The organism is Pseudoduganella sp. OTU4001, assembly GCF_038440195.1.
Classification (GTDB): domain Bacteria; phylum Pseudomonadota; class Gammaproteobacteria; order Burkholderiales; family Burkholderiaceae_D; genus Rugamonas.
In genome coordinates this window covers 1-16,927 of the sequence record NZ_JASATG010000012.1, presented here as the reverse complement: position 1 = coordinate 16,927, position 16,927 = coordinate 1, and the positions used below count along the sequence as shown (strand labels likewise).

16 protein-coding genes are annotated in these 16,927 nt (G+C 61.8%); 13 read left to right on the top strand and 3 right to left on the bottom strand.

What is annotated here, in order from left to right; all coding sequences use genetic code 11:
* The first annotated feature begins 12 nt into the window (after positions 1–12).
* The 5 genes from AAHE99_RS13035 (at position 13) to AAHE99_RS13015 (ending at position 3,927) form a co-directional block, all read left to right on the top strand.
* Positions 13–1,017 carry a hypothetical protein gene (locus tag AAHE99_RS13035; protein ID WP_342117774.1) on the top strand — a complete coding sequence of 335 codons (1,005 nt, stop codon included), beginning with the start codon at positions 13–15 and terminating at the stop codon, positions 1,015–1,017.
* Positions 1,018–1,027: 10 nt separating this feature from the next.
* Positions 1,028–1,528: a hypothetical protein gene (locus AAHE99_RS13030; protein ID WP_342117773.1), complete on the top strand. Its 501-nt coding sequence runs from the start codon at positions 1,028–1,030 to the stop codon at positions 1,526–1,528.
* 637 nt (positions 1,529–2,165) lie between these two features.
* Positions 2,166–3,029: an amidohydrolase family protein gene (locus tag AAHE99_RS13025; protein ID WP_342117772.1), complete on the top strand. Its 864-nt coding sequence runs from the start codon at positions 2,166–2,168 to the stop codon at positions 3,027–3,029.
* Between the two features lie 42 nt (positions 3,030–3,071).
* The gene (locus tag AAHE99_RS13020; RefSeq protein ID WP_342117771.1) at positions 3,072–3,245 is read left to right on the top strand and encodes a hypothetical protein; all 174 of its coding nucleotides are present in this window, start codon (positions 3,072–3,074) and stop codon (positions 3,243–3,245) included.
* 7 nt (positions 3,246–3,252) lie between these two features.
* On the top strand, positions 3,253–3,927 hold the full coding sequence (locus AAHE99_RS13015) for a glutathione S-transferase family protein (RefSeq protein WP_342117770.1): 675 nt from the start codon (positions 3,253–3,255) through the stop codon (positions 3,925–3,927).
* Here the strand turns inward: AAHE99_RS13015 and AAHE99_RS13010 are convergent.
* From AAHE99_RS13010 to AAHE99_RS13000, 3 genes are all read right to left on the bottom strand, one after another.
* A complete protein-coding gene (locus AAHE99_RS13010) occupies positions 3,895–6,210 on the bottom strand; it encodes a CHASE domain-containing protein (RefSeq protein ID WP_342117769.1) in 2,316 nt (771 codons plus the stop codon). The genes AAHE99_RS13015 and AAHE99_RS13010 overlap by 33 nt on opposite strands.
* 77 nt (positions 6,211–6,287) lie before the next feature.
* Entirely contained in the window at positions 6,288–7,355 is a 1,068-nt protein-coding gene (locus AAHE99_RS13005; protein WP_342117767.1) for an HD domain-containing phosphohydrolase, read from the bottom strand.
* Positions 7,356–7,380: 25 nt separating this feature from the next.
* Entirely contained in the window at positions 7,381–7,692 is a 312-nt protein-coding gene (locus AAHE99_RS13000) for a hypothetical protein (RefSeq protein WP_342117766.1), read from the bottom strand.
* Positions 7,693–7,815: 123 nt separating this feature from the next.
* Between AAHE99_RS13000 and AAHE99_RS12995 the strand changes: the two genes are divergently transcribed.
* The 8 genes from AAHE99_RS12995 to AAHE99_RS12960 form a co-directional block, all read left to right on the top strand.
* Positions 7,816–8,271 (top strand): MarR family winged helix-turn-helix transcriptional regulator, encoded by a 456-nt coding sequence (locus AAHE99_RS12995; RefSeq protein WP_342117765.1) that lies wholly within the window; start codon positions 7,816–7,818, stop codon positions 8,269–8,271.
* A gap of 102 nt (positions 8,272–8,373) precedes the next feature.
* Complete coding sequence (locus tag AAHE99_RS12990) at positions 8,374–9,372, top strand: alpha/beta hydrolase (protein WP_342117764.1); 999 nt, start codon at positions 8,374–8,376, stop codon at positions 9,370–9,372.
* 197 nt (positions 9,373–9,569) lie between these two features.
* On the top strand, positions 9,570–11,948 hold the full coding sequence (locus tag AAHE99_RS12985) for a M1 family metallopeptidase (RefSeq protein WP_342117763.1): 2,379 nt from the start codon (positions 9,570–9,572) through the stop codon (positions 11,946–11,948).
* Entirely contained in the window at positions 11,945–12,433 is a 489-nt protein-coding gene (locus AAHE99_RS12980; protein WP_342117762.1) for a DUF6702 family protein, read from the top strand. The genes AAHE99_RS12985 and AAHE99_RS12980 overlap by 4 nt, the downstream gene beginning before the upstream one ends.
* 73 nt (positions 12,434–12,506) lie before the next feature.
* The gene (locus AAHE99_RS12975) at positions 12,507–14,447 is read left to right on the top strand and encodes a TonB-dependent receptor (RefSeq protein ID WP_446728921.1); all 1,941 of its coding nucleotides are present in this window, start codon (positions 12,507–12,509) and stop codon (positions 14,445–14,447) included.
* Between the two features lie 13 nt (positions 14,448–14,460).
* Positions 14,461–15,174 (top strand): 2OG-Fe dioxygenase family protein, encoded by a 714-nt coding sequence (locus AAHE99_RS12970; RefSeq protein WP_342117759.1) that lies wholly within the window; start codon positions 14,461–14,463, stop codon positions 15,172–15,174.
* Between the two features lie 42 nt (positions 15,175–15,216).
* On the top strand, positions 15,217–16,578 hold the full coding sequence (locus AAHE99_RS12965) for a hybrid sensor histidine kinase/response regulator (RefSeq protein WP_342117757.1): 1,362 nt from the start codon (positions 15,217–15,219) through the stop codon (positions 16,576–16,578).
* Positions 16,560–16,927, top strand: a 368-nt coding sequence (locus AAHE99_RS12960) for a response regulator (RefSeq protein WP_342117755.1), incomplete at its 3' end; no start/stop codon positions are given. The genes AAHE99_RS12965 and AAHE99_RS12960, both read left to right, overlap by 19 nt.

Genomic DNA, 16,927 nt, shown 5'->3' with positions numbered 1-16,927 from the left:
GGTCCAACATGGATGGATAGCGGCACCAGTGCCCTTACCTGTCACGCTGTGCCTGGCCCGGTATCCGGCGCGCATCTGAAGTCTGGGAAAACTGTCAACTTGCCCACAGACGTCGCCGCCCGTCTTCTGCTGGCAGCTCAATGCGGGATGCCGCTTCTGCCCTCCGACGTCAAGCAACGTCTTGCGCCACTTCTCACTTATGAAAGCATGGCGGTCATTGCCGGTTCGTTGCTGGCTATTGGGGCCGCGCATGCATTTGGCATTGGCTTTGCGGCCGACATCCTGGTTGGAACCGTTGTCATCGCAACGATCGGTCAGGACGCGATCGAAGCAGCGAGTCATGCGAAGAGCTTCTACTCGCTGGCAATCAATGCAAGCAGCCAGGACGAGTTTGATCGCGCGGGGCAAGCGTTCGCCTCCTTCGTCACGATCATCGGGATTAATACGCTCCTCATTCTTCTGATGCGCGCACGGCCGGCGCCCAAGGTTTCCCAATTGGCCGCCGTGGGTGAGTCCACCCGTGCGGGATGGATGGCCTATATCGGCAAGATCAAATTCAATGTTCCTTCGGGTAAGGCTATTCTCTGGTCTCAAATTGGCGCCAGGCCGGCCGAGGTTGTAGCGCGCGGCAAAGGCCTGGTATCTCTGGAAATGCTCCTCAAGGAAGAGGGCTTTCTTGAGCTGTACTCCAAGCAGTTTGGCAAGACTCAGAGCAGCTTGACGGGCGACATCTGGCGCGAAATTTCAAAGCGATATGCCGCTAGCCTGGAGGGTAAGGTAACGGCTTATGTTCACGAGCGGCGCCTGGCGGCAGAGTTTGTGAAAAGAGCGGAGCCGATGCTTCAGTCGGGCCAGAAAGGCATCAATCCGGTGCTTGTTGATGAGCTTGAAGAGATTGCGGAAATCATGCTGAACAACAGCAAGATCACGTCAGTTGAAATGATCGATGTTTCTTCGGGAAGGACGTGGCTCATGCTGCGTGAGGAAGTGATCAATGCGGCGAAGACCACTCACTAGGGGGTAAGCAATGAATAGCTCACAGCAAAAAGCATGGATTGTTCTCGCGGAAGCTTTTGGCGAGGGTTCGATGCGTGGCGTTAAGCCGTCTTCACTCACCAACCTCCAGGTACAAACAGCTGAGAAAGTGCTTAATGCGCTGCTCGACGCATATCAGGCGGAGGAGGTGACGAAATCGCTCTCCAAACTGCTGACGTTCAGGCGGCCAGGGATCTTGCAAGTAGGTGGCTTGGCCGGCGAAGCATCACGCTGGAAGGCGCATAGGGACCGCTCTTTGTCGGAAGGCGCGCTTCCATTCCAGGATCCCGATTTCTATGAATGGATGCAATCGCCCTCTTTCACCCGCGGGCTCAAGTTGCGTAACTTCCTTCCGGATGCAATATCCGACGGTCTTGGTGGCGAGGAGTTTCCTTCTACATTCAACTTTTCACTGGCCAGCAAAAAGGTCGCTCACGATATCAATGCAGCGTCATTTATCAGCATTCTGGTTCATGGGGCGACAGCTCTTTGACCTCCCTGGGCATTAGAGGCATACTTGCAAAATCGATACATTGGCTTGGCGCCACCTAATGCTAGCGCAGATACTTTTAGCTCTTTACCTTAGCCAGGCAGAGGAACGCGTCTGCACGCCCGATATCTCCTGGTCGGACCTACCTGCCGAAATACGCGCGCAGGCTTCAAAGTCTGTTGGCGGGGAAATCTCGCCTCAAGGAGGTCCCTTCAATGCGACGGATGTCGTTTACGATTCAACACCGATGGTGCGGTTTTTCGGCGGCTGCCGACAGGGGAGCAATTGGACGATAGCCTTGGAGCGCGGTGGCAGGGGATATCACCTGCAAGTACTCAAATTCGCGGGCGATAAAGTGGCGGATGGATGGACTACGTTTGTACCGCCCGAGGGGTTCACCCCTTCATGCCTGGTCCGCCCAGCCAATTCCTATGCGTGGTTGCAAACTTTCCATCGCCATCCTTTCCGCTATCTGCGTAGATGTCTACGCTGCTTGGCCGGGGTATCAACGCAAGCTAAAACTCAAGTGGCTGCTGACTGAAGTTCAGGACAATTCATTGTGATACGTGTGAAGCTCATTTTTACTCTCTCGGCCTGCCTACTCTTCACTGCTTGCGCAGCGCCTCGCACTACACCGCTTGTGGATTATCACCAGCACCTGGTAAGCCCTGCTTTCTCGCCAATCGTGAAGCTGCCGGAGCGGGATGGAACCGCGCTGGTGCGGGATCTTGATGCGGCGGGTATTGAGCGCTCTGTCGTGCTTTCTGTTGGCTATAGCTTCGCGGACGAGCGTAAAGGATTGCTTGATCCGGATCGGCTGACGAGGGAGCAGAATGATTGGACTTCTACTGAGGTGGTGAAGAATTCGGCGCGGCTGATTGGTTTTTGCAGCGCGAATCCCTTGCGCGCGGCGGCGCTGCAGGAACTTGAGCGCTGTCTGGGGCTGGCCGGCATGGTGGGCATCAAGCTCCATCTTGGCAACAGCGGCATCAGCTTGCGCGATGCGGCGCACCTGGCTACCGTGCAGGGTGTATTCGGGCTGGCGCAGCGGCGTGGTGCGCCGGTACTGGTGCATATGCGTGCTCGCGGCGGGACCAGCTATGGCGCAGAGGATGTGCGGGTATTCCTGGACAAGGTCGTGCCGATGGCGCCGGATATCGAGGTCATCGTTGCACACATGGGCGGTGCGGGGCCGGGATATCCGGCTCAGAATGATGAAGCGATGGCGGTATTTGCAGATGCGGCTGAACGCAAGGCTCCGCAGATGCGGAACCTGTATATTGATGTGGCGACCAACGTCACTGAAGAAATCACGCCGCCTGAAGCGCAGCTTGTGGCGCAGCGCATCCGGCAAGTGGGCGTGGGGCGCGTGCTCTATGGCTCGGATCTGAGCCCTCCTGGGGGTAGCGTCCGTCGCGGGTGGGAGATATTCCGCACCAAAGTCCCGCTCACGGCTGACGAATTCGGGAACATTGCAAGCAATAGGCTGCGCTTCGTGAGATAGACTTGCGACGGTGGCTACTTAACCTTACTTCGGAGAGATGGCATGTCTGAACAAAAGAAACCTCAAAAATTCATTGGCGCCGGGATGGGCGTTGGTGTGGCGATTGGCACGGCTATCGGCATTTCCATGGGTAACCTGGCGCTGGGCATTGGGTTGGGTATCGCGATTGGCTTTGGCGCCGGGCTGTTGATTTCCAAGCGCCGCGGCGAGCGCTGAGGCGTTTGTGGCCACCGGGGAATGCGTACTTTACGGTGCGGCGGCTTCCGGTTCGGTGGCCGTTGAAGCGGCGCTGACACTGCTCGGAATTCCTTTCAGGCTGATCGAGGGCGAGACCTGGTCGTCGGAGGCTGCACGCGCGTGCGTTGAAGAACAGAATGCGATGCGGCAGGTGCCGACCTTGATCCTGCCGGACGGCGAGGTATTGACGGAGAGCGCGGCCATTCTGATTTATCTGGCCGATGCGAATCCAGCTGCGAAGCTGGCGCCGGCGCTGGATGATCCAAAGCGCGCGCAGTTCTTGCGATGGATGTTCTTTGTCTCGTCGGCGATCTACTCGCTGCACTGGATTAAGCCGGATGTCGGCAGGATCGGTGCCCCGCAAAGTGCGCGGGACGATGTCGTCAATGCAGTCCATGAACGGATTGCATTCTGCTGGCGCGCGATGGATGCGCAACTGGCGCCTGCGGGCTACTTGCTGGGCGATGAGCTCACGGTGCTCGATTTGTACGTTGCGGTGGTTTCGCGCTTCGGTCCCTGGCGTGAGCGGTTCTTTGCGGAAGCGCCAAAAATGGCGCCGGTCGTCAGGCGTGTTGACGAGGATCCTCGTTTGAAGGAACTCTGGGAGCGGCGTTTGGTGGCCGACAACTCACTGCGCGTGCAGCAAGTCGTGCTCGGATAGTTCTTCCTTGGCCGGCACTTTGCGCGGCAGCGTGAGTGTCACCATGGTGCCCTTGCCGGGCTCGGAATCAATCTGGATGGTGCCGCGCAGGATGCCGGTGACCAGGTTGTAGACGATGTTCATGCCCAGCCCCGAACCACCCTGCCCCATCTTGGTGGTAAAGAACGGATCATAAATCTGGTGCAGCGTGCGTGCATTCATGCCGATGCCGTCGTCGGCAAAGCGCAGCTCCACCGTGTGTTCATCCACCTCGGCCACGCTGATGGTCAGCAAGCCATGGTCGCGGCCCTCAAACGCGTGCATCAGCGCGTTCTGGATCAGGTTGCTCAGCACCTGGCCAACGCTGCCAGGATAGGAAATAAAGTTCACCGTCTCCGGCATGGAGATCTTCACTTCGCAGTTGGCGCGCCGCAGTTGGGCCGAATAGGTGGCCAGCGTGTCGTGCACCACGCCATACAGGTTGAAGGCGCGACGCTTGTCGGAAGTCTGGTCCACCGCCACCTGCTTGAAGGAGTGGATCAGGTCCGCCGCGCGCGTCAGCGAATTGGTGATGATCGAGCAGGCCATGCGCGCATCCTTCAGGTGGATGTCGAGCGCCGACCGCTTGATGCCGCCTTCGCCCAGCTGCCGCTCGAACTCCTTGCACATATCGCTCAGGGCGGTGGCCGTCAGCAGGCTGTTCCCGATCGGCGTATTCAGCTCGTGCGCAATGCCGGCCACCAGCGCGCCGAGCGATGCCATTTTTTCGGAGGTGATCAGGCTGGCCTGCGCCTGCTTCAGCGTCAGCAGCACCGCCGACAGGTCCTTGTGCGCCAGTTCCACATTGGCCTTTTGGAGCGCCAGCTCGTTCAGGCTGCGTTCCAGGCCATGCTTGGTATCGACCAGCGCCGCCTCGGCCTGTTTGCGTTCGGTGATGTCGATGATGACCCAGACGCAGCCCTTGCGCGCATCTTTCGGATCCAGCAAGCGCCCGTTCACCATGCACCACAGCTTTTTGCCGTTGGCGCCGGCCAGTTCCAGCTCGAAATGCATATTCGCGCCGTCGCCCACATTGCTGAACGGGTCGCTCAGGCCGGAGGTCAGCACCGAGCAGGCGCGCCCGGCCAACTCGCCGGATTTATACCCCATCATCTCTTCCAGCCCGCTGTTGCAGCGGACGATGACGCCATTGGCAAACAGGCCGATGCCGACGATGGCGCTATCCTGCAGGGCGCGCAATTCGTCGGCGGTAACGCGCAGCTTCTGCGCCAGCACACGGCGGCGCTGCAAGGTCATGATCTGCGCGCCGATCAGGGCGCTGATGATGAAGCCCGCAATGCCGATCACGGTGATCAGCATCATGTCGCGGCCATAGCGCTCGCCCTGGTGGCCTTCGAAGCTCATGATCCAGCGGCGCTCGCCCACATCGAGCGGGATCTTGGCGACCAAGCCTGGCAGTGGCGGCAAGCGCTGGCCGGAACCGACCTTGCCAAAGCTGTCGAACATCAGGTTATCGACAGACGGCTGCCAGTTGCCGCCATCGCGCGCGTAGCCGACATCGTTGATGCTCACGTACAGGTGCTGCAGCATGGGGCTGTCGATCACCTCCGACATCAGATCGTTGACGCGGAAGACGATGGCGACAAAGCCGACCAGGGCGGCATCGCGCTCCGCCTCGGTCAACAGCGAGGCGCCGCGCTTGTAGATCGGTGCGCGCGCCACAAAGCCCGGCTGGCCGCTGGCATCCTGCACCAGGGTGATACGTTCGGTGGCCACCACGCGGCCGGTGGCTTTACCCAGCTGGAGCGCCTGGTAATGCGGCGGTAGCGCTGCCAGGTCGAGGCCGAAGGCATTCTCGTTGCCCTTCATCGGCTCGTTGTATTCGATCAGGTAGTGCTCCGGCCGCACCGATACTGGATGGATCTTGTAGTCGGGGTAGCCGCCGCTTTGCAGGCTGTCGTCGGCGCGGATGCGCGCGGCATAAGTCTCCAGCTGGCTGGATGGCACCCGCCGCACGAACTGGATGGCCTGGAAACCGGGGTAGCGCCGCTTCAGGTCCAGCTCGCGCACATAGCGGCTGAACTCCAGACGCGAAACATCGTCATCGACCGCGAACACGCCCTTAATACTAAGCAGCATGTCGAAATAGGTTTGCAGGCGGACCTGGGTGTCGCGCGCGATCTTTTGCGTATCGCGCTGGAAGGCTTCTTTGGTTTGGCGGTCCTGCACATCCACAACGAACATGCAGACCCACACGGTAACGCAAATACCGACGATGAAGGCCAGGTATCCGTGTATGCGCATGCTTGCTCCGGACGGGACTATTGGAAGACTATAGCATAGGGAAAACGCACAATACGCCTGGGAAACGCTTTGCGCGCCTAGTCCGTTGTACTTTGGTAGCGGGCGGCGATTTCCATCACGTCTTCCTCGGCCGCCAGCAAGGCATCGACCACGTCCGGATCGAACTGCTCGCCGCTGCCCTGGCGGATCAGCTCGATTGCTGTCTCATGCGTAAAGGCCGGGCGGTAGACCCGCTCGGAGACCAGCGCGTCGTACACATCGGCCACCGCGACCAGGCGCGCCGAGACCGGGATCGCATCGCCAGCCAGCCCCTGCGGGTAGCCGGAACCGTCAAAGCGTTCCTGGTGGCTATAAGTGATTTCGCGCGCGAAGCGCAGGAAGGCGTTCGAGAAGCCCAGCTCGCGCTCCACCCCGACAATGGCGTCGCGGCCGTGGGTGGTGTGCTGCTTCATCACTTCGAATTCTTCGGGCGTCAGGCGACCCGGCTTGAGCAGGATGGCATCCGGGATGCGCACCTTGCCGATATCGTGCAGCGGCGCGGCCTTGAACAGCAGCGGGATGTGCGGCTCGACCAGCTCATCGGCGAAGCGCGGGTTGCCCTGCAGGCGGCGCGCCAGCGCTACCACGATATGCTGGATGCGGCGCAGGTGGGACGGGTCTTCCTCGTCGCGCAGCTCGGCCAGGCTGGCGATGGCCCACACGGCGGCATCGGCCATCTGGCCCAGTTCGCTGAGCTGGCCGCGCTGGCGCTGCACCTGGGCGCGCGCCTGGCGCAGCTGCACATGGGTGGCGATGCGCGCACGCAGCAGTTCCGGCACCAGCGGCCGCGCCAGCACGTCGGACATGCCCTCGGCAAAGGCGCGGCTTTCCAGTTCGGGCTGACCGCGCTCGATCATCGCGATCAGGGGGATGCTGGCCGTATCGGGATTGCTGCGCAGGCTCTGGCAGACGGCAAAGCCGTCCTGCACCACGTCGACCAGGATCAGGTCGGGGCGCGGCAATTGCTGGGCGGTGGCGAGCGCGGTGCCGCAATCGCCCACCACACGCACGGCGTACTGGTCTTCCAATAAATGGCTGAGCTGTTGCAGGTGGCCGGCCGATCCGTCAACGATCAGCAGCAGCGGCTTTTTCTTTGGACTAGTCATTGCGGCATGATACCGCACGGAATGTTCAGTCAGCGAGTGCAGGCGAGCCATCCGGCAAGAATGCGCCAAAACAACGTGTGCATTCGATACAGAACAGATGCGCTACCCGCACATTTTTCTGACGCAATACCAGTTGCAGGTGGCCTTCCTCGCAAATGGGGCAGGTTTCGCGCATGGTGCCGCAGGCCATCACATCATCGGCGAGGTAATTGTCGTCATAGCGCACGCCATCGACGACGCGTTGCGGATCCAGTTCCACCAGGAACAGTACGGGCTCAAGGCCGCGCTGGTCGGGTACCGGAAAAGCGCCAGAATGATAGTGATTCATTTGATTCATTGTCATCCCCTTTTGCCCAGCGCAGGTTACGGGCACTTTAACCATAGTCAATCAGAGGTCGTGAAGCAAGGTCGGCGATAAAATTAGCTTGCAATTAGATCGCGCGCTATCTATACTGCCCACATGGATACGAAAACCAACCCTCTGGAGCAGGTACCCAAGCTGGATCAGCAACTGTGCTTCGCCTTGTACTCGACTTCGCTGGCGATGAACAAGCTGTACCGCAAGCTGCTGCGCAAGCTGGGCCTGACCTACTCGCAATACCTGGTAATGATGGTGTTGTGGGAACAGGATGAGCAAACGGTGTCAGCCTTGGGCGACCGCCTCTTCCTCGACTCGGCCACACTGACACCGCTGCTGAAGCGGATGGAAGCCGCCGAGCTGATTACCCGGACGCGCTGTCCGCAAGACGAACGCCAGGTAATCATTGCCCTGACCCCGCAAGGCAGCGCCTTACGGGCCGAGGGTGCCAAGCTGCCCGCCTGCGTATTGGGCGCCAGCGGTTGCGACCTGGACCAGGTGATCCGCCTGCAACGCGAACTCTCCGTCCTGCGCACCAGCCTGATGAACAATGCTTGAAAGTAAAAAATGTCCATCTTGGGGTCAGGAACAAAAGTGGACATTTTTTTCTAAAATCAAATAAATAGCACACTATTTAATCGCCAACAAAGGAGTTTGATCATGAAAAACGTTATCGCCGCTTCCGCACTGTCCCTGTTTGCTGCTTCGTCGTTCGCTGCCAGCCTGCCTGGCGTTGAGCCTCAGACTGCGCAATTCCTGAAAGCCATTGAAGGCGGGGCGCCGCTGGAGTCGCTGAGCCCGGCCGATGCGCGTCAAGTGCTGGTCGGTGCGCAGAAAGGCGCTCAACTGCCGGCGGCGGATGTGTCGTCGAAAGTAATCGATGTCGACGGTGAAAAGATCAGGCTGCACGTGGTGCGCCCGGCCGGCGCCAAGGGTACCCTGCCGGTCTTCATGTTCTTCCACGGCGGCGGCTGGGTGCTGGGCGACTTCCCTACCCACGAGCGCCTGGTGCGCGACCTGGTGGTGAACTCTGGCGCGGCGGCGGTTTTCGTTGACTACACTCCTTCGCCGGAAGCGGGCTACGGGGTGGCGATCAAGCAGGCTTACGGCGCGACCAAATGGGTCGCTAAAAACGGCAAGGAAATCAATGTCGATGGTTCGCGCCTGGCTGTGGCCGGCAATAGCGTCGGCGGCAATATGGCGGCGGTGGTGGCGCTGATGGCGAAAGACCAGGGCCAGCCGAAGCTGCGGGCGCAAGTGCTGCTGTGGCCGGTGACCGATGCCAACTTCGACAACGCTTCCTACCAGCAGTTTGCCGACGGCCACTTCCTGACCCGCAATGCGATGAAATGGTTCTGGGACAGCTACACCACCGATCTGGCCAAGCGCAAAGAAATCTACGCTTCTCCTTTGCAAGCTACGACCGAGCAGCTGAAAGGCCTGCCGCCAACCCTGATCCAGACCGCCGAATTCGACGTGCTGCGCGATGAGGGTGAAGCCTACGGCAAGAAGCTGGACGCGGCCGGCGTGGAAACCACCACCATCCGCTACAACGGCATGATCCACGATTTCGGCCTGCTGAATGTGCTGAGCAAGGTGCCGGGTACCCAGAGCGCCATGCGTCAGGCGGGCCAAGAGTTGAAATTCCGTTTGAAGTAAAACACAAGAAAAGTCGGGGTCATGTCTGACATTCGGACACGGGCCCAGCCGTAGGCAAGCCCTACGGCTGGGCCCGTGTCCGAATGTCAGACATGACCCCGACTTTTTGTATCAACCTTTTTACAAATAAATTAAGTGTTCTTGAGCAAGCTCCACTAGAATTGCCCAGCATTTATTAAAACACTCCTGGGGATTTGATGAAGCGTTTTCACGTGGGTTTAGCTGCCCTTTGCCTGACGGCCACGGCGTTCGCCGCCGAGCCATTCGATGATAAATTCCGCCAGCTCGAAGAGCTGCTGCCTTCCGCCAACCAGTACCGCACCGCTTCCGGCGCGCCGGGCCATGCTTATTGGCAGCAGCGGGCGGATTACACCATCCGCGCTACGCTGGATGAGGCCAACCGCGCGATCAGCGGCAGCGGCCAGGTCACCTACCACAACAATTCTCCGGATACCCTGCACTACCTGTGGCTGCAGCTGGACCAGAACATCTATAAGTCCAACTCGGACGCCCGCATGACCATGACCGCGCCGTCGCGCGAAGCCTGGGGCCGTGCGCGCAGCGATGAGGAGGGCATGAAGTTCGAGGGCCTGCGCAATATCCTGGCCGGCCGCGATTTCGACGGCGGTTTCAAGATCGGGGCGGTGAAGGCTGCCGGCGGTGCGCCGCTGAAGTTCACCGTCAACCAGACCATGATGCGTATCGACCTGCAGCAGCCGCTGAAGCCGGGCGAGAAGTTCACCTTCTCGATCGACTGGTCGTACAAGATCAATGAGCAGAAGGTGCTGGGCGGCCGTTCCGGCTACGAGTACTTCGCTGAGGATAAGAACGCGCTGTTCGAGATCGCGCAGTGGTTCCCGCGCATGGCGGCTTACTACGACGTCTACGGCTGGCAGCACAAGCAGTTCCTGGGCTCCGGCGAGTTCACGCTGGAATTCGGCGACTACGACGTGCAGATCACCGTGCCGGCCGACCACATCGTGGCCTCCACCGGCGAACTGCAAAACCCTGGCGAGGTGCTGACCGCCGCGCAGCGCGACCGCCTGGCCAAAGCGCGCACCAGCAAGACCCCGGTCATCATCGTGACCCAGGCGGAAGCGGAAGCGGCCGAAAAGACCGTGGCCAAGGGCACCAAGACCTGGCACTTCAAGGCCAAGAACGTGCGCGACTTCGCCTGGGCTTCTTCGCGTAAGTTCATCTGGGACGCGCAGGGCTACAAGAAGGACGGCACCAATGTGATGGCCATGTCCTACTATCCGAAAGAAGGCAATCCGCTGTGGGAGAAGTATTCGACCGCGGCCATCGTGCACACCATCGAGCAGTACAACAAGTACAGCTTCGACTACCCTTACCCGACTGCGATTTCGGTCAACGGTCCGGTGGGCGGCATGGAGTATCCGATGATCTCGTTCAACGGTCCGCGTCCTGTGAAGGATAAGAAGACCGGTGAAATCACCTACACCAAGCGCGCCAAGTATGGCCTGATCGGTGTGGTGATCCACGAGGTGGGCCACAACTACTACCCGATGATCATCAACAGCGATGAGCGCCAGTGGACCTGGATGGACGAGGGCCTGAACACCTTCGTGCAGTCGCTGGCCCAGGAGGCATGGGAAGAGGACTACCCGGCCGGCCGCGGCGATCCGCGCTTCATCGTGGACTACATGCGTTCGAAGAACCAGGTGCCGATCATGACCAACTCGGAGTCGCTGCTCCAGTTCGGCAACAATGCTTACGCCAAGCCTGCCGCCGCGCTGAACGTGCTGCGTGAAACGGTGCTGGGCCGCGAGCTGTTCGACTACGCTTTCCGCGAGTACGCGCGCCGCTGGAAGTTCAAGCGCCCTACCCCGGCTGACTTCTTCCGCACCATGGAAGACGCTTCGGGCACCGACCTTGACTGGTTCTGGCGCGGCTGGTTCTACACCACCGATCCGGTGGATGTGGCGATCGACGGCATCACCGAATACGGTGTGAGCACCAAGAATCCGGAAATCGAAAAAGCGTGGAAGAAGGCGCAGCGCGACGGCGAGCCGATCTCCCTGATCGACCAGCGCAATAAGGGCATGGTGCGCAAGGTGGACCAGCAGCCGGAGCTGAAGGACTTCTACAACGAGCACGATGACTTCACCGTCACCAATGTCGACCGCAACAAGTACGCCGAGCAGACCGCCGACCTGGAACAGTGGGAAAAAGACCTGCTGGCGCAGGGCAAGCACCTGTACCTGGTGGACTTCTCCAACGTGGGCGGCCTGGTCACCCCGTTGATCCTGCAGATCGAGCTGAAGTCGGGCAAGAAGTACATCGAGCGCATTCCGGCCGAAGTGTGGCGCTATTCGCCGAAGAAGGTCACCAAGATCATCGTGACCGACGAGCCGCTGGTGTCGCTGGTGCATGACCCTTACTGGGAAACCGCCGACATCGACCAGTCCAACAACGCCTGGCCGCGCAAGATCACGCCTTCGCGCCTGGAGCTGTTCAAGTCGCGCACCGGCGGCGAGAACATGATGAAGGACTTCAAGACTCCGCTGAAGAAGAAGGATGAGAAGCCTGCATCGGAAGAAGCCAAGAAGGAATGATGCGTTTCAAAGCCGTCCTCGCGGCGGCGCTGCTTGCCTGCAGCGCCGCCGTGCAAGCACATAATTTTCACGTGGGTTTGACGGAGATCAGCTTCAACCCACGTTCGGGCAACACGGAAGTGGTTCATACATATACAGCGCATGATGTGGAGGCGCTGTTGATGAACCTGTACCAGCGCCACTTTGACCTTGGGGTGGAGGAGGATCAGGCCGTGTTCCGTCGCTATATCGAGAAGCAGTTCCGCATTTCCGCCAACGGCAAGCCTTTGCCGCTGCAATGGGTCGGCATGCAGGCTACTGCGGACAGCATCAACGTGTTCCAGGAAATCGAGAAAACCTCGCTGCCCGAGGGTGCGGTGCTGCTGGATGCGGTGCTGACTGACTTCCTGCCGCAGCAAGTCAATAACGTCAACGTCAGCGGCTTTGGCCGCCCTGCCGCTTCCATCATCTTCAATCGCGACCGCCGTGAACAGCCGCTTCCTTAAGGGGGCGCCGTTGCCAGCCTGCGCGCTGGCCGGTCTGCTCGTGCCGGCGGCTGCTGTCGCCGATGATCCTTTCATGCAGCGCGTGCTGATTGAGGGCGCGCGTGCGTCGCAGGTTGGCGTGGCCGATTCGGCGGGCATGGGCAGCGTCTCCGCCCGCCAGCTCGAAGCCCGCACCATCTACCGCCCCGGCGAATTGCTGGAGGCGACGCCGGGCCTGGTCGCCAGCCAGCATAGCGGCGAGGGCAAGGCTAACCAGTTCTACCTGCGTGGGTTCAACCTTGACCATGGCACCGATCTGCGCACCACCGTTGACGGCATGCCGGTCAACCAGCGCAGCCATGCGCATGGACAAGGCTGGACTGACCTGAATTTCATCATCCCCGAGCTGGTTGCTCGGCTGGATTACAACAAGGGGCCGTATAACGCCAGCACGGGGGACTTCTCCTCCGCTGGCGCCACGGCGATCAACTACGCGAGCCGTTTGCCGCAAGACCAGGCCAGCATGACCGCCGGCCACGGCGGCTACGGCCGCGTGCTGCTCGCCGGGACGCGCGAGGCCGATGCCGTTGCGGGTGGCGCGCTGACCTACGCGCTGGAGGCGGCGCATAACGACGGGCCGTTCACGCGCGGCGACAATTTCCGCAAACTGAATGCGGTGCTGCGCTACAGCGCCGGTTTTGCGAACAACGGCTACACCGTCACCGCCATGGCCTATCGCGGCGCGTGGAACGCCACCGACCAGATCCCGCAGCGGGCGGTCGATAGCGGCTTGCTGGGGCGCTTCGATGGGCTCGACCTGACCGATGGCGGCCAGGCGCGCCGCTACAGCCTGTCGGCCGCCTGGGCGCGCAGCGATGAGAAGCAGACCACCCGCGCCAACGCCTACATCATCAACAACCGGTTGGAGCTGTTCTCCAACTTCACCTACTTCCTGGACGATCCGGTCCACGGCGACCAGTTCGCGCAGCCCGACCGCCGCGTCACCAGCGGCTTTGAGGCGAGCCACAGCTGGCATGACCACATGGACGACATGGCGTGGAGCACCACGCTCGGTGTGCAGGCGCAGAACGACAATATCTTCAACGCCTTGCAGCACACCGAGGCGCGCCAGGTGCTGGAGACCGTGCGCGCCGACCATATCGTCGAAACCAGCGCCGCGCTGTATCTCGAGCAGCACCTGCGCGTGACGCCGTGGCTGCGCGGCGAGGCCGGCCTGCGGCTGGACCGCTACCGCTTCGCTGTCGGCGGAGGCGCCGCGCGGGCCGACGCCACCCTGGCCAGCCCGAGCATCAGCCTGGCCTTCGGCCCCTGGTCGCGCACCGAGGTCTACCTGAACGCCGGCCGCGGCTTCCACAGCAACGATGCGCGCGGCGTGACCCAGGCGCTCGACCCGGCCACTCCGCTGGCCCGCTCGCGCGGCCTGGAATTCGGCCTGCGCAGCGAGGCGGTCAAAGGCCTGCAAACCGTGCTGGCCATCTACCGCCTGGACTTCGATTCCGAACTGGTCTACCTGGGCGACGCCGGCAGCACGGAAGCGGGCCGCCCGAGCCGCCGCCATGGCATTGAATTCTCCAACTACTACAAGCCGGTGAAGTGGCTGTCGCTGGACGCCGACCTGGCCTTCGCGCGCGGCCGCTTCCGCCGTTCAGCGACCGCCGAAGGCGACCGCATCCCCGGCGCCGTGGAAGGCGTGGCCCAGCTGGCCGCCACCTTCACGCCCGCCGGTCCCTGGTCCGGCGCCCTGCGCCTGCGCTGGTTCGGCCCGCGCCCGCTGGTGGAAGACAATTCCGTCCGCTCGAAAGCCAGCGCCACCCTCAACGGCCGCCTGGCCTACAAGCTGTCCGCCGGCACCACCCTGGAGCTGGAAGGCTTCAACCTGGCCAACCGGAAGGTCTCCGCCATCGACTACTTCTACGAGTCGCGCCTGAAAGGCGAACCGGAGGCCAGGGCGGACATCCACTTCCACCCGATCGAGTCCCGATCCTTCCGCTTCAGCGTGACCAGCGCGTTCTAAGTACAATAAGGGCATGATGACGCCCTTGCCACAATTGATCCACACCCTGCGCAGCGCCGGCTATGCCCTGCTCAAGCCCGCCGACGTAGCCAGCCTGGCCGGCTGCACCGTGGACGAACTGAATTCCCTGGTACCGAGCTGGGACCACCTGGCCTCCGACAACTACCTGAAAGACGGCGGCCGCTACCGCCGCCGCCGCCACTCCTGCTTCGTGCAGGACGGCGTGGCCCTGGACCAGACCCCGCACCGCGCCCACTGGCAGCCGGTCGAGTACAACGCCCTGCACGGCGGCATGCGCCGCCTGTTCGAGCCGATCGACCCGGCCACCGTCGCCAATCCCGCCTGGAGCAAGCTGGTGGCCGCCATCGGCCGCGCCTGCGGCCAGGTGCGCGGCCAGGCCCCCTGGTACGTGGAAGCCCACCAGTTCCGCATCGACACCACCGACGGCATCGGCCGCCCCACGCCCGAGGGTGCGCACCGCGACGGCGTCGACTTCGTGGCCGTGCTGCTGGTCGGCCGCCATGGCATCAAGGGCGGCGAAACCCGGGTGTTCGAGGCCGACGGCCCGAACGGCCGCCGCTTCACCATGACCGAGCCCTGGACCATGCTGCTGCTGGACGATGCGGCTGTCATCCATGAATCCACCCCGATCCAGCCCCTGTCCGGGCATGGCCACCGCGACACCCTGGTCATCACCTACCGTGACGGCGGTTTCCAAGGCGGCTAAAAAAACGGTATAGTCTGAACACCCAACCATTTCGGAGGTGTTTTGGACTCCAGTTACGATCTCGCGCCCGAAGAGCTGGAAGTGCTCATCGTGGAAGACAGCCCGACCCAGGCCGAGCGCCTGCGCCGGCTGATCCAGTCATCCGGCTATCGCGCCAGGGTGGCCGCGAATGGCAAACTGGCCCTGGCGGAAATCCGCGAGCGCAAGCCGCACCTGGTGCTGTCGGACATTGTCATGCCGGAAATGAACGGCTATGAGCTGTGCCGCGCCATCAAGTCCGAACCGGCGCTGCGCGACGTGCCGGTGATCCTGGTCACCTCGCTGACCGACCCCAAAGACATCATCCGCGGCATCGAATGCGGCGCCGATAACTTCATCCGCAAGCCCTACGCCGAGGACTACCTGCTGAACCGCATCGGCCAGATGCTGGTGAACCAGAAGCTGCGCAAGAATTCCAGCATGGAGGTCGGCATCGCCCTCTACCTGGGCGACCAGAAGCACTTCATCAACGCCGAACGCCAGCAGATCCTCGACCTGCTGATCTCAACCTACGAGCAGGCGGTGCAGGTCAACAGCGAGCTGCAGGCGCGCGAGCGGCAGGTGATCGAGCTGAATATGCGCCTGGCGCACCACGCCGGCGAGCTGGAAACCATCAACCGCGAAATCGCGCTGAAGAACCTGGAGCTGGCCGAGGCGAGCCGCATGAAGTCGGCCTTCATCGCCAATATGTCGCACGAGCTGCGCACGCCGCTGAACGCCATCATCGGCTTCACCGGCGCGCTGCTGATGAAGCTCCCCGGCCCGCTGACCGATGAACAGGACCGCCAGCTGAACACCATCCGTTCCAGCGCGCGCCACCTGCTGTCCCTGATCAACGACATCCTGGACGTGGCCAAGATCGAAGCCGGCAAGGTCACCCTGTCGCTGGAGCCGGTGCACTGCCAGCAGCTGATGGGCGAAGTGGCCGACACCCTGCGTCCGCTGGCCGCGCAAAAAGGCCTGGAAGTCTTCATCGAGCTGCCCGAACAGCCGATCATCCTGCAGACCGACCGCCGTGCCCTGGCCCAGATCCTGATCAACCTGGCCAACAACGCCATCAAGTTCACGGAAAAAGGCATGGTCAAGCTGACGCTCGTCGAGCGCAGCGACGACAAGGGCCAGCAGATCACCGAATTCAGCGTGATCGACAGCGGCAGCGGCATCAAGCCGGAGGACCAGGCCAAGCTGTTCCAGGCCTTCTCCCAGTTGGACAGCACCTCGACCCGCCATGTGGAAGGCGCGGGCCTGGGCCTCTACCTGAGCCAGAACCTGGCCAACCTGCTGGGCGGCTCGCTGTTCTTCAGCAGCGATTTCGGTAAGGGCAGCACTTTCACGCTGGCGCTCAAATGTCGGCACGCGTCCTGATCATCGAAGACAACCAGGTCAATATGGACCTGATGACCTACCTGCTGCAGGCCTTCGGCCACCAGCCGCTGTGCGCCACGGATGGCGAGATGGGCGTGGCCATGGCGGCCAGCGAACAGCCGGACCTGATCCTGTGCGACCTGCACCTGCCCAAGCTGGACGGGCTGGGCGTCGTTGCCGCGCTGCGCGCCGCGCCGGCCACGCGCCATATCCCCGTCCTCGCGGCCAGCGCCCTGCCGGTGACCGACGGCTGCGCCGCCCTGCGCCGCGCGGGTTTCTCCGGCTGCCTGCCCAAGTCGCTGGAGCCGGAAGTCCTGATCCCGGCGCTGGAAACCTTCCTGCCGCCGCA